General features: G+C 63.1%; 9 protein-coding genes. 4 read left to right on the top strand and 5 right to left on the bottom strand.

The annotated features are described in order from the left end of the window. Window positions 1-214 precede the first annotated feature (214 nt). Complete coding sequence (smc, locus tag A9971_RS02145; protein WP_053157085.1) at window positions 215-3,703, bottom strand: chromosome segregation protein SMC; 3,489 nt, start codon at window positions 3,701-3,703, stop codon at window positions 215-217. A gap of 2 nt (window positions 3,704-3,705) precedes the next feature. Next, window positions 3,706-4,365 carry a GntR family transcriptional regulator gene (locus A9971_RS02140; protein WP_011060210.1) on the bottom strand — a complete coding sequence of 220 codons (660 nt, stop codon included), beginning with the start codon at window positions 4,363-4,365 and terminating at the stop codon, window positions 3,706-3,708. A 266-nt stretch (window positions 4,366-4,631) separates the two neighbouring features. Between A9971_RS02140 and xdhA the strand changes: the two genes are divergently transcribed. The 4 genes from xdhA (at window position 4,632) to guaD (ending at window position 10,735) form a co-directional block, all read left to right on the top strand. Beyond that, a complete protein-coding gene (gene xdhA / locus A9971_RS02135) occupies window positions 4,632-6,086 on the top strand; it encodes a xanthine dehydrogenase small subunit (protein WP_183000802.1) in 1,455 nt (484 codons plus the stop codon). Beyond that, window positions 6,079-8,478 carry a xanthine dehydrogenase molybdopterin binding subunit gene (gene xdhB / locus A9971_RS02130; RefSeq protein ID WP_183000801.1) on the top strand — a complete coding sequence of 800 codons (2,400 nt, stop codon included), beginning with the start codon at window positions 6,079-6,081 and terminating at the stop codon, window positions 8,476-8,478. Before xdhA ends, xdhB begins: the two co-directional genes overlap by 8 nt. An 85-nt stretch (window positions 8,479-8,563) precedes the next feature. Continuing rightward, window positions 8,564-9,406 (top strand): xanthine dehydrogenase accessory protein XdhC, encoded by an 843-nt coding sequence (gene xdhC, locus A9971_RS02125; RefSeq protein WP_183000800.1) that lies wholly within the window; start codon window positions 8,564-8,566, stop codon window positions 9,404-9,406. 24 nt (window positions 9,407-9,430) lie between these two features. Then, window positions 9,431-10,735 (top strand): guanine deaminase, encoded by a 1,305-nt coding sequence (gene guaD, locus A9971_RS02120; protein ID WP_041116876.1) that lies wholly within the window; start codon window positions 9,431-9,433, stop codon window positions 10,733-10,735. A gap of 83 nt (window positions 10,736-10,818) precedes the next feature. Here guaD and A9971_RS02115 read toward each other — a convergent pair whose 3' ends face one another. From A9971_RS02115 to A9971_RS02105, 3 genes are all read right to left on the bottom strand, one after another. Beyond that, a complete protein-coding gene (locus A9971_RS02115; RefSeq protein ID WP_015634766.1) occupies window positions 10,819-11,652 on the bottom strand; it encodes a hypothetical protein in 834 nt (277 codons plus the stop codon). Window positions 11,653-11,800: 148 nt separating this feature from the next. Continuing rightward, complete coding sequence (locus A9971_RS02110) at window positions 11,801-12,751, bottom strand: LysR family transcriptional regulator (RefSeq protein ID WP_015634765.1); 951 nt, start codon at window positions 12,749-12,751, stop codon at window positions 11,801-11,803. 208 nt (window positions 12,752-12,959) lie between these two features. Continuing rightward, window positions 12,960-13,724 (bottom strand): GntR family transcriptional regulator, encoded by a 765-nt coding sequence (locus tag A9971_RS02105; protein ID WP_011060203.1) that lies wholly within the window; start codon window positions 13,722-13,724, stop codon window positions 12,960-12,962. Window positions 13,725-13,798 lie beyond the last annotated feature (74 nt).

Genomic DNA, 13,798 nt, shown 5'->3' with positions numbered 1-13,798 from the left:
TACAATCTGCAAACCGCTTTAAAACGTGGCGCCAACTCTATGTTCTGAATGGCGTTTTGCCCACGCATAGGAAAAATTGACATTAAACTAGCACGACCAAAGGCAACTTTACACCGTCTGTCGCAACGGCTAGGGCCAATATATCGATTGGCCAGCTGGGTAATGGGAAAAATCCCCCCTACTTGCCCCCTACAGTCGCCTCAGTCGCCCGGACTCAAGCGTCCACCATCGCCATCGCCTCCTCGACATCCACGGCTACCAGGCGCGAACAACCGGGTTCGTGCATCGTTACCCCCATCAACTGATCAGCCATTTCCATGGCGATCTTGTTGTGGGTGATATAGATGAACTGCACGGTCTGCGACATCTCTTTAACCAATCTCGCGTAGCGTCCAACGTTAGCGTCATCCAGCGGTGCGTCAACTTCGTCGAGCATGCAGAACGGCGCCGGGTTCAACTTGAAGATGGCAAATACCAGGGCCAATGCGGTCAATGCCTTTTCGCCACCGGAGAGCAAATGAATGGTGCTGTTCTTCTTGCCCGGAGGACGCGCCATGATCGTTACCCCTGTATCGAGTAGATCTTCGCCCGTCAGTTCCAAATAAGCGCTGCCGCCACCGAAAACTTTTGGAAAGAGTGCCTGCAAACCACCGTTGATCTGATCAAAGGTATCTTTGAATCGATTACGGGTTTCCTTGTCGATCTTGCGGATCACGTTCTCCAGGGTTTCCAGGGCCTCCACCAGGTCGGCGTCCTGGGCATCCAGATAGCGCTTGCGCTCGGACTGCTGCTGATACTCGTCGATGGCCGCCAGGTTGATTGCGCCCAGGCGCTGGATCCGTGCGGCAATCCGTTCCAGCTCTTCTTCGGCGGCCTGCTCGCTGGCTTCTGCGGTCAGGGTCGCCAGCACGCCGTCCAGGTCGTAGCCGTCGGCCAGCAGTTGCTCCTGCAAGGTCTTGCGGCGCACGGTCAGGGCTTGCCATTCCATGCGCTGCTGCTCCAACTGGCCACGAATCAACTGCGACTGCTGCTCGGCCTGGTTGCGGCGCTTCTCGGCATCGCGCAGTTCGCGGTCGGCATCTTCCAGGGCGATCTGCGCGGTCTTGAGCTCCACATCCACGGTCATGCGCTTTTCCAGCAGCTCTTCGAGCTTCAGGCGCAACTCTTCCAATGGCGCCTCGCCTTCTTCCAGATTGAGGCTGAGTTGTTCGCGCTTCTCGGTCAGACGCTCGGATTGCAGCTCCAGACGCTCCAGAGCCTGCCGGGTGGAATCGTGCTGGGCCTTGAGCGAGCCCATGCGCACTGCCAACTGGTGGGCGTGATCCTTGTGCTGGCGCGCTTCCTGGCGCACCCGGTCAAGACGCTCGCGCAGGCTGTCGCGCTGGGCCAGCAGCAGCTCACGCTGCTCGGTGTCCAGGGCCATGCTGTCGAGAGCGTCCTGCAATTGCAGGCGCGCCTCCCCAATCTGTTCGTGTTCCAGCTCGCGCTGTTCGCCAAGCTCCACCAGCTCTTCATCGAGACGGGTACGCCGCAAGGTCAGTTGTTCGGCCTTGGCCTTGCCGGCAGACAGCTTGGCCTTCAGCTCACCTTGCTGGCGGGCTTCGTCCTGCAGCAGACGGCGCAGATGCTCGCGACCGTTCTCCTGCTGGCGCTGCTGGGCCCGCAAGTTGAGCAACTGGCTTTCCAGGGCCTCGACACTGGCTTCGCGCTCATCGCGCTCCTGGGTCAATTGCTGGATTTCCTGACCCCGGGCCAGCACGCCGCTTTCCGCTTCGCTGGCTCGGCGCACCCGCAAAAAATGCCGGCCGACCCAGTAGCCATCGCGGCTGATCAGGCTCTGTCCGGCAGCCAGTTGCCCCCGCAAGGCCAGGGCCTGTTCGAGGTTTTCCACCGGTTTGACCTGACCCAGCCAAGGCGACAGATCCACCGTGGATTCCACCTTGTCCAGCAGGCTGCCGGGGATGCGCATTGCATCGCCTTGCTGGCTCAGCAGGCGCAGATCGCCTTGCTGGAAACCCGCGAGGTCAAGGCCGGTAAAATCGTCCACCAGCACCGCCTGCAGATCGGCGCCAAGCACGGTTTCCACCGCCAGCTCCCAGCCCGCTTCCACATGCATGCCATCGGCCAGGCGCGGACGCTCGGCCAACTGCTGCTCACGCAACCATTCAGCAGTGCCAGTAGCGGGGTCCAGCGCGGCCTGCTGCAAGGCTTCCAGGGAGGCCAGCCGGCCATTGAGGCGCTGCAATTCACCCTGGGCCTGCTGCTGTGCCTGGGTCGCCTGCTGCAATTGCTGGCGCAGTTGTTCCAGGCGCTCGACCTGGGACTCCTCGCTGGCTTGCAGGTCTTCCAGGGTCGCCTCACTGGCGGCCAGTTGTTCGTTGAGTTCGAGGATCGCCGCATCTTCCGGGTCGGCCGAAAGCAACTCGCGCTCCTCGCCCAGGCGCCGCTGGCGCTCGGACAGCCGCTCCATGCTGCCTTCGAGCTGCTGGATGCGTGACTGCTGCACTTCCGCCTGGCGCCGCGGTTCCGCGGAACTCAGGTTGAAGGCGTCCCACTGCTCCTGCCAGCCGTGCATGGTGGTTTCGGCTTCTTCCAGGGTCGCGGCGGCTTCTTCGGCTGCGGCGGCGGTGACTTCCTGCTCGGGCTCGAGCATCGCCAGTTCTTCCCCCAGGGTCGCCAGCAAAGTGCGGTCGTGCCCCAGGTGCGACTCGGTTTCCAGGCGCGCGCGCTCGGCTTCCTTGAGGTCGTCCTGCAACTGCCGCAGGCGCTGCTGGCCATGCTGGATGCTCTGCTCGACCCGGGCGATGTCACCGCCCACCGAATAGAAGCGCCCCTGCACCAGATTGAAGCGTTCGGAGAGCTCGTGGTGCCCGTCACGAAAGCGTTCGATGGCGGCATCGGCATTGCGCTGCTCGGCCACCAGGGCCTCGAAACTGACTTCCTGGCTACCGATCACCGACTCGCGCTGGCCCACCTGTTCATTCAATGCCTGCCAGCGCAGAGCCGACAGTTGCGCCTTGAGCTGGCGCTCCTCGGCCTTGTACTCCTGATACTTCTCGGCGGCCTGGGCCTGGCGATGCAAGCGTTCGAGCTGACGCTCCAGCTCTTCGCGCAGGTCGGTCAGGCGGGCGAGATTCTCGTGGGTGCGGCGGATGCGGTTTTCCGTCTCGCGCCGGCGCTCCTTGTATTTGGAGATGCCCGCGGCTTCCTCGATGAAGTTGCGCAAATCCTCGGGCTTGGCTTCGATCAGCTTGGAGATCATGCCCTGCTCGATGATCGAGTAGCTGCGTGGCCCCAGGCCGGTGCCGAGGAAGATGTCGGTGATATCCCGACGGCGACATTTGGCGCCGTTGAGGAAATAACTGTTCTGGCTGTCTCGGGTCACCTTGCGGCGAATGGAGATTTCCGCATAGGCGGCGTACTCGCCCACCAGGGTGCCATCGGAGTTGTCGAACACCAGTTCGATGCTGGCCTGGCTCACCGGCTTGCGGCTGGTGGAGCCGTTGAAGATGACGTCGGTCATCGACTCGCCGCGCAGGTTCTTCGCCGAACTTTCGCCCATGACCCAGCGCACGGCGTCGATGATGTTCGACTTGCCGCAGCCATTGGGCCCGACCACAGCCGCCATGTTACTGGGGAAGTTCACCGTGGTCGGATCGACGAAGGACTTGAACCCCGCCAGCTTGATGCACTTGAGTCGCACGTTTACGCATCCGCCAACGCAGATACCACCAGATCGCTGCTGCGCTCGGCGTAGGCCGTCAGCACCTGGCGGATCTGCACCAGGTCACGGGCCAATACCGCGGCCAGCAATTGCTCGAACAACGCCAGGTACTCGCTCATGGACGCCTTGCGCTGGTCCAGCGCCAGGTAATAGGCGCGACTCATGGCCGGCTGCAGGTTCTCGACAGTCTCCTGCAGGTAGGGGTTGTTGGCGAACGGATAGGCCGCGCGCATCACGCTGAAGCTGTCTTCGACGAAGGCGCGGATGTCCTGGCGTTCGTAGGCACTCTCCAGGCGCTGCTGGATCTGCAGGAATGGCGTCATGTCGCTCTGCTGTGTCCAGCCGCTGGCCACCGAGTTGCCCAGCAGGATGTACAGCTCGCTCATCAGCGTGCACAGGCTGCGGACCTTGTGCTCGGTGAGCTCGGTCACATGGGCACCACGGCGCGGCAGGATGGCGATCAGATGGCGGCGCTCGAGGATCAGCAAGGCCTCGCGGACCGAACCACGGCTGACATTGAGGGCCAAGGTGACCTTCTGTTCCTGAATGCGCTCCCCAGGCTTGAGATCCCCGCGAATGATACGTTCGGCGAGGTGGTGAGCAATTTGCTCGGCGAGGCTGTCCGGCGCCTTGAACGTCATGGTTTTCCTTCAAAATCTTTAATCGGCACAAGCCGCGCAGTGTAGCGCAATTGCCACTTCATCGCGGAGTGCCCAAGGGGCGGAATTTGGCACGAAATAAGCAAATTGACCGTGATCCGAGCAATTTTCCATAGCCGTTCATACTTGAATTGTTGGAGTCAAAAATTTCCTGACCTTGAAGTCAGAAAATCATTGACCGAAAAGTCAGACATGACTAAATTCGGCTGACGTCGGTTAACAACAATAATGAGTCTGCGAGGCCTTCCGTGATCCAGTTTTTACTCAACCAGGAACTCCGTAGCGAGCATGCCCTGGACCCCAACCTGACCGTGCTCAACTATCTGCGCGAGCACCTGGGCAAGCCCGGCACCAAGGAAGGCTGCGCCAGCGGCGACTGCGGCGCCTGCACCGTGGTGGTGGGCGAGTTGCAGACGGATGCGCAAGGCGGCGAAAGCATTCGCTATCGCAGCCTCAATTCGTGCCTGACCTTCGTTTCCTCCCTGCACGGCAAGCACCTGATCAGCGTCGAAGGCCTCAAGCACCAGGGGCAACTGCACAGCGTGCAGCAGGCCATGGTCGACTGCCACGGCTCGCAGTGCGGCTTCTGCACCCCGGGCTTCGTCATGTCGCTGTTCGCCCTGCAGAAAAACAGCAGCCAGCCCGACGCCAACAAGGCCCTTGAAGCCCTGGCCGGCAACCTCTGCCGCTGCACTGGCTACCGGCCGATCCTCGCCGCCGCCGAGCAGGCCTGCTGTGGTGGGCAGAGCGATCAGTTCGATGCGCGCCAGGCCGAGACAATCAGCCGCCTCAAGGCCATTGCGCCCAAGGACACCGGTGAGCTCAACAGTGGCGACAAGCGCTGCCTGGTGCCGCTGACGGTGGCCGATCTGGCCGACCTTTATGACGCCTACCCGCAAGCCCGGCTGCTGGCCGGCGGCACCGACCTGGCCCTGGAGGTGACCCAGTTCCACCGCACCCTGCCGGTGATGATCTACGTCGGCAACATTGCCCAGATGAAGCGCATCGAGCACTTCGACGATCGCCTGGAAATCGGCGCCGCCACCGCCCTCACCGACTGCTACGACGCCCTGCGCGCCGAGTACCCGGACTTCGGCGAACTGCTGCAGCGCTTCGCCTCGCTGCAGATCCGCAACCAGGGCACCCTGGGCGGCAACATCGGCAACGCCTCGCCCATCGGCGACTCGCCGCCGCTGCTGATTGCCCTGGGCGCGCAGATCGTCCTGTGCAAGGGCGAAGTGCGCCGCACCCTGGCCCTGGAAGACTATTTCATCGATTACCGGGTCACCGCCCGCCAGGAAAGCGAGTTCATCGAGAAGATCATCGTGCCCCGGGCCAGCGCCGAACGGCTGTTCCGCGCCTACAAGGTCTCCAAGCGCCTGGACGACGACATTTCCGCGGTCTGCGCGGCTTTCAACCTGCGCATCGACAACGGCGTGGTCAGCGATGCGCGCATCGCCTTCGGCGGCATGGCGGCGATCCCCAAGCGCGCCAAGAGCTGCGAAGCCGCACTGATCGGCGCGCCCTGGAATCAATCGAGCATCGAGCGGGCCTGCGCCGCCCTGGCAGAAGACTTCACCCCGCTCTCGGATTTTCGCGCCAGCAAGGAATACCGCCTGCTGAGCGCGCAGAACCTGCTGCGCAAATACTTCATCGAACTGCATGCACCGCACATCGAGACCCGGGTGACCGCTTATGTCTAATCATCACAAGGTCGAGAAGACCCAGGCCGAACTCACGGCCCTGTTTCACCAGGACCTGACCAGCGGCGTCGGCCGCAGCGTCAAGCACGACAGCGCCGACAAACATGTGTCCGGCGAAGCGGTGTACATCGACGACCGCCTGGAATTCCCCAACCAGTTGCACGTCTACGCGCGACTGTCGGATCGGGCCCACGCCAAGGTCATCAGCATCGACACCGCCCCCTGCTACGCCTTCGAAGGCGTGCGCATCGCCATTACCCACGAGGACATTCCCGGCCTCAAGGATATCGGCCCGCTGCTGCCCGGCGACCCGCTGCTGGCCATCGACACCGTGGAGTTCGTCGGCCAGCCGGTGCTGGCGGTGGCCGCCAGGGACCTGGAAACCGCGCGCAAGGCGGCCATGGCCGCGATCATCGAATACGAAGACCTGGAGCCGGTGCTCGACGTGGTCGAGGCCCTGCGCAAGCGCCACTTCGTGCTGGACAGCCACACCCACCAGCGCGGCGACTCGGCCAGCGCCCTGGCCAGTGCCGAGCACCGCATCCAGGGCACGCTGCACATCGGCGGCCAGGAACACTTCTACCTGGAAACCCAGATCTCCTCGGTGATGCCCACCGAAGACGGCGGCATGATCGTCTACTGCTCGACCCAGAACCCCACCGAAGTGCAGAAGCTGGTGGCGGAAGTGCTGGACGTCTCGATGAACAAGATAGTGGTGGACATGCGGCGCATGGGCGGCGGCTTCGGCGGCAAGGAAACCCAGGCCGCCAGCCCCGCCTGCCTGTGCGCGGTGGTGGCACGCCTGACCGGCCAGCCGACCAAGATGCGCCTGCCACGGGTCGAAGACATGCTGATGACCGGCAAGCGCCACCCTTTCTACGTCGAATACGACGTGGGCTTCGACAGCAGCGGGCGCCTGCACGGCATCCAGCTGGAACTGGCGGGCAACTGCGGCTGTTCACCGGACCTCTCGGCATCCATCGTCGACCGTGCCATGTTCCACTCCGACAACTCGTACTACCTGGGCGATGCCACCATCAACGGCCACCGCTGCAAGACCAACACTGCGTCGAACACTGCCTATCGCGGCTTCGGTGGCCCGCAGGGCATGGTCGCCATCGAGGAGGTGATGGACGCCATCGCCCGCCATCTGCACCTGGACCCTCTGGCGGTACGCAAGGCCAACTACTACGGCAAGACCGAGCGCAACGTCACCCACTACTACCAGACCGTCGAGCACAACATGCTCGAGGAAATGACCGCCGAACTGGAAGCCAGCAGCCAGTACGCCGAGCGCCGCGAAGCCATCCGCCTGTACAACGCCAACAGCCCGATCCTGAAAAAGGGCCTGGCACTGACCCCGGTGAAATTCGGCATTTCCTTCACCGCCAGCTTCCTCAACCAGGCCGGCGCGCTGATCCATGTCTACACCGACGGCAGCATCCACCTGAACCACGGCGGCACCGAAATGGGCCAGGGCCTGAACATCAAGGTGGCGCAAGTGGTGGCCGAGGTGTTCCAGGTGAACATCGACCGGGTGCAGATCACCGCCACCAATACCGACAAGGTGCCCAATACCTCGCCCACCGCCGCTTCCAGTGGTGCCGACCTAAACGGCAAGGCCGCGCAGAACGCGGCGCAAACCATCAAGAACCGCCTGGTGGAATTTGCCGCGCGCAAGTATCAGGTCAGCGAAGAAGATGTGGAATTCCACAACGGCCATGTGCGTGTCCGCGAGCATATCCTGACCTTCGAGGAACTGATCCAGCAGGCCTATTTTGCCCAGGTGTCGCTCTCCAGCACCGGCTTCTACAAGACCCCGAAAATCTACTACGACCGTGCCCAGGCCCGGGGCCGGCCGTTCTACTACTTCGCCTTCGGCGCGGCCTGCGCCGAGGTGATAGTCGACACCCTGACCGGCGAGTACAAGATGCTGCGCACCGACATCCTGCATGACGTCGGCGCCTCGCTGAACCCGGCCATCGACATCGGCCAGGTCGAGGGCGGCTACATCCAGGGCATGGGCTGGCTGACCACCGAGGAACTGGTGTGGAACACCAAGGGCAAGCTGATGACCTGCGGCCCGGCCAGCTACAAGATCCCGGCAGTGGCCGACATGCCCCTGGACCTGCGAGTCAAGCTGGTGGAAAACCGCAAGAACCCGGAAGACACGGTGTTCCATTCCAAGGCCGTGGGCGAACCGCCGTTCATGCTGGGTATCGCCGCCTGGTGCGCGATCAAGGATGCGGTGGCGAGCCTCGGCGACTACCGCCACCAGCCGCAGATCGATGCGCCGGCGACACCGGAGCGAGTGTTGTGGGGCTGCGAGCAGATGCGTCGCTTGCAAGTGACCAGGACCACGGATCAGCAAGCCGAGCTGGCGCCGCTGTAACGGCCCGCGTCGGCAAGCCGGCTCCTGCAGGAGCCGGCTTGCCGAGGAAGAGGCCCACACAGACAACCAAGATGTCGAGGTGAACATGTACAACTGGATCAGCGCCCTCGCCGACCTGCAGACCCAGGGTGAACCCTGCGTGCTGGTGACCATCATCGAGGAGCTCGGCTCGACGCCGCGCAATGCCGGCTCGAAAATGGTGGTCAGCGCCACCCAGGCCTTCGACACCATTGGCGGCGGGCACCTGGAATACAAGGCCATGCAGATCGCCCGGGACATGCTCGCTGCCGGCAAGCAGGCGACCCATCTGCAGCGCTTCAGCCTCGGCGCCAGCCTCGGTCAGTGCTGCGGCGGTGCCACGGTGCTGCTGTTCGAACCCATGGGCCAGGTGCAGGCGCAGATCGCCGTGTTCGGTGCCGGGCATGTCGGCCGCGCGCTGGTGCCACTGCTTGCCAGCCTGCCCTGCCGGGTACGCTGGATCGATTCCCGGGAGCAGGAGTTTCCCGAGCAGATCCCCCCTGGAGTACGCAAGATCGTCAGCGAAGAACCGGTGGACGAAATCGACAACCTGCCCGCCGGCAGCTATTGCATCGTCATGACCCATAATCACCAGCTGGACCTGGAGTTGACCGCGGCCCTGCTCAAGCGCAACGATTTCACCTATTTCGGCCTGATCGGCTCGAGGACCAAACGGGTCAAGTTCGAACACCGCCTGCGTGACCGCGGTTTCGACGCCGAAACCTTGCAGCGCATGCGCTGCCCGATGGGGCTCGGCGAAGTCAAAGGCAAGTTGCCTGTGGAAATCGCCATCTCCATTGCCGGCGAGATCATCGCCACCTATAACGCCCATTTCGGCCAGCCCAGCGCCAGTGCCGAACCCATTGCCAAACTGCTGCCGGTATCACGCCGCAGCCAGGCTGCAAACTGACACGCCACACACTGAGAATCCCCCATGCCTTTGACTCGCAAAGCCTACCGTGCCGCCATCCTGCACAGCATCGCCGACCCGGCCGAAGTCGGCATCGAAGCCTCCTATGAGTACTTCGAAGACGGCCTGCTGGTAGTGGAAAACGGCCGGATCAGTGCCCTCGGCCACGCCAGCGAACTGCTGCCCGGTCTGCCCGCCGGGGTGCAGGTCGAGCACTATCCCGATGCCCTGATCACACCGGGCTTCATCGACACCCATATCCACCTGCCGCAGACCGGCATGGTGGGCGCCTATGGCGAGCAGTTGCTGGACTGGCTCAACACCTACACCTTCCCCTGCGAAAGCCAGTTCGCCGACCCGGATCACGCCAATGAAGTGGCGGACATCTTCATCAAGGAACTGCTGCGCAACGGCACCACCACCGCCCTGGTGTTCGGCAGCGTGCATCCGCAGTCGGTCAATGCCTTCTTTGCCGCCGCCGAGAAGCTTGACCTGCGGATGATCGCCGGCAAGGTGATGATGGACCGCAATGCCCCGGACTACCTGACCGACACCGCCGAATCCGGCTACCAGGAAAGCAAGGCGCTGATCGAGCGCTGGCACGGCAAAGGCCGCCTGCACTACGCAGTCACCCCGCGCTTCGCCCCCACCAGCACCCCGGAGCAACTGACCCTGGCCGGCCAGTTGCTGACCGAATACCCCGACCTCTACATGCAGACCCACATCAGTGAGAACCTGCAGGAAATCCAATGGGTCAAGGAGCTGTTCCCGGAGCGCAAGGGTTACCTGGACGTGTACGACCACTACCAGTTGCTCGGCGAGCGTTCGGTGTTCGCCCACGGCGTGCACCTGTGCGACGACGAATGCGCACGCCTGGCTGAAACCGGTTCGGCCGTGGCCTTCTGCCCCACCTCGAACTTCTTTCTCGGCAGCGGCCTGTTCAACCTGCCGATGGCGGAAAAGCACAAGCTCAATGTCGGCCTGGGCACCGACGTCGGTGGCGGCACCAGCTTCTCGCTGCTGCAGACCCTCAACGAGGCCTACAAGGTCATGCAACTGCAAGGCGCGCGCCTGAGCCCGTTCAAGTCGCTGTATCTGGCCACCCTCGGCGGCGCCCGGGCCCTGCGCCTGGAAGACAAGATCGGCACCCTGCATCCGGGCACCGACGCCGACTTCCTGGTCCTCGACTACCACGCCACTCCGCTGCTCAGCTACCGCCTCAAGCAAGCCAACAGCATTGCCGAAACCCTGTTCGTGCTGATGACCCTGGGCGACGATCGCACCGTGCTGCAGACCTTTGCCGCCGGCCAGCAGGTCCACCAGCGCTAACCCCGGAAAATGAAAATCCCCCGTTCGCCAGACGCGTACGGGGGATTTTTTTGCCTGCATCCAGGCCCGGACTGCGGGCGAGCCTAGAAGGTCACTTCCATGTTCAGGGTCGGTGTCGAGGTGCGGCTGCCACGGCCGCCGTCCACCCCGAACTTGTTGTGCCAGTACTCGTAGCCGACACCCAGATACAGGTTGGGCTTGACGTTCTTGCCCGGCAGCACTGCCACCATCAACGAGGTACGCATCAGGGTTTCAGGGGCAGTGTCGCGGTAGTTGTAGTCGTGGCCCTTCTCCCCGGTGTAGTTGACGAAACCCTGGAACTTGGCAGCGTGGGTGCCGACTTCGAAAGGTCGCATCCAGGCCAGGTTGAGCAGGTAGGTGTCGTCGAAGGTGTGATCCGGGTCCTTGGCCCCGGGGATCCCGGAATGGTTGTTTTCCTTGTAGTACAGCAGGCTCAGGTCCAGCACCCCGACGGTGTTGAACTTAAGGGTCGGGCCGAAGACCAGGGCACGCTTTTTCGCCGACCCCAGGTTGTTGTTGCGGCTGGCGTCAAAACCCATGGTCAGCGCGTAGTCCTTGATCAGGCCGGTGCCCAGCGGCGTGTCCAATACCCGGGAGGAATAGAGCTGGTGGCGATAGACCCCGTAGACCTCGCTGCTGCCCTTGTTGGTGCCCTTGCGCGGGTCGTCGTTGTCGGAGAGCAGCACATCCAGGTGCAGGTAGTTGCTGCCGTACTGGTAACCGCTGGCGTGGGTGAAGCTGTAGATGCGCTTGCTGATGTAGTGCGGGTTGTTCGGGTTGGTGAACTCCTTGCCGTATCGAAAGCCGACGCTGTTGTTCATCCACTCGAGGGCGGCCGCTTCCCCTGCTCCGATCATGCTCATCAGCAGGGTTGCGCCTTGTAGTGCCTTTTTCATTTTTATTATGTCCTGTGGCGGTGTGGCTTTAGGCAGCTTCGCTGGCTGCCGACCGCACGCAGTATCGACACAAGCGCTACAGCGCCCAAAGCACAGAATATCGACCAGGGCGCTGCCGAAATGGCAACACAGGCCCAGGAGGCCGGACTCAGAGCACCGGCTGGCCGAAGGCGCGCTCGGCCCGTTCGCGAAGAGCGATCTCCTCACTGAGCAAATGCGCCAGCGCCTCCACCGCGCTGGGCAGGTCGCGCCCGCTGCGGGCGTAAAGCCCCAGGTCGCTGTAGATGCCGCCCTGGTCGCTCAGGGGAATATGCAACAGCTCGCCCTTTTGCAGATCCGCCTCGACCCCGACCCGGGTCTGGAACGCCACCCCCATGTTGTGCCGGGCCATCTGCCGCGCCAGCTCCATGGAGTTGCTCTGCAGCGGCGGTTTGTCCAGCAGGCCCAGACGCTTGTGCAGCGGCGCCAGCAGGTGATGGATCGACAGCTCGCTCTTGGCCAGGATCAGCCCGTGCTCGGCACAGGTGGCGAAATTGACGCTGCCGCGCTCGGCCAGCGGGTGGTCCGGACTGACCAGCGCCCCGAGGCGGAAATGCCCGACACTCAACTGGCGGATTTCCGCGGCCCGTGGCACAGCAAAGGCCAGGCCCAGGTCGGCGCGGCTGTTGATCAGGGCCTGGGGAATGGATTGCGAACCCTGCACGGTCACACCGATGGTCACTTGCGGGTAGTGATCACGCATGCGCTTGAGCACCGAGGGCAGCAGATCCACCGTGGCACCTTCGGCGGTGGCGATCTCGACGTGGCCGCTTTTCAGGCCGCGCAAGGCGTCGAACTCCAGGCGTACCCGCTCCAGGTCCTGCAACACCAGGTTGGCGTGACGGCTGAGAATCTCCCCGGCCATGGTCAGGCGCAGGCCGCCGGGCAAGCGCTCGAACAGCGGCGCGCCGATCTCGTCCTCGATCTTGAGAATCTGCCGGTTCACTGCCGAGGACGCGACATTCAAGCGCCGGGCAGCCTCGCGGATCGAGCGGCAGCGCCGGACCATGTCGAAATAGTGGATCGCGGAGGAATGAATACGTAGCGTTCTGCCGCTCATGCCGCGGGCTCCTTTCGCAGGGCGAGAGGCGAGCCTTGGCCGACTGCTGCCGGGCCATGCGCCTCGAAGCAGGCACTGTATACAATCCGAAACAAAAACCGCAACAAAATGCCCAAGCCAAGGCCCGGCAAGGGGCCCCAGAAACAAGAATCCCTCGCTCCGTGCAGCACACGAAGCGAGGGATTGCTTGAAACGCAAGGCTTGCAGCTTAGAGCTTGGCGCTTGGCCGCCCCGGTTTCTTGGTCTGCAGCAAGTGCGAGAACACCGCATGCAGGTCGTCCGAGGCACTTTCCTCGTCGAGGTTGAGCTTGCTGTCGATGTGGTCCATGTGGTGCATCATCAGGTTCACTGCCAGCTCGCCGTCCCGGGCTTCGATGGCATCGATCAGTTGGGTGTGCTCATCGTAGGAGCAGTGCGAACGGTTGCCGCTTTCGTACTGGGCAATGATCAGCGAGGTCTGGGACACCAGGCTGCGCTGGAAGCTGATCAGCGGGGCATTCTTCGCCGCTTCCGCCAGCTTCAGGTGAAACTCCCCGGAAAGGCGGATACCGGCACCACGATCGCCGCGGGAAAAGCTGTCGCGTTCCTCGTTGACCATCTGCCGCAACTCCAGCAACTGCTCGGCAGTGGCATGCTGCACGGCCAGTTCGGTAATGGCCCGCTCCACCAGGCGCCGGGCGAGAAATACCTGGCGGGCTTCCTCGACGCTCGGGCTGGCGACGACCGCGCCACGGTTGGGCCGCAGCAGGACCACGCCTTCATGGGCCAGGCGCGACAGCGCACGACGGATGATGGTCCGACTGACTCCGAAAATCTCCCCCAGCGCCTCTTCGCTCAATTTGGTGCCCGGCGCCAGGCGCTGCTCGAGGATGGCCTCAAAGATGTGCGCGTAGACAATATCGTCCTGGGTTCCGCTGCGACCGGCTTTGCCTGCTCGCGGTTGTTTCTTGAGAGGTTGCAACTGTTCGTTCATGGGCACTCGGGTCGGGAGGACTGCGGCGATTTCAGCGTGACTTTAATACGCCACGGTGGGTCGCTGGCAAGTAT

This window comes from Pseudomonas sp. UME65 (assembly GCF_014170225.1).
GTDB lineage: Bacteria > Pseudomonadota > Gammaproteobacteria > Pseudomonadales > Pseudomonadaceae > Aquipseudomonas > Aquipseudomonas protegens.
Note: the sequence above shows the minus strand (reverse complement) of the source record. Positions and strands in the feature narration are given on the sequence as shown.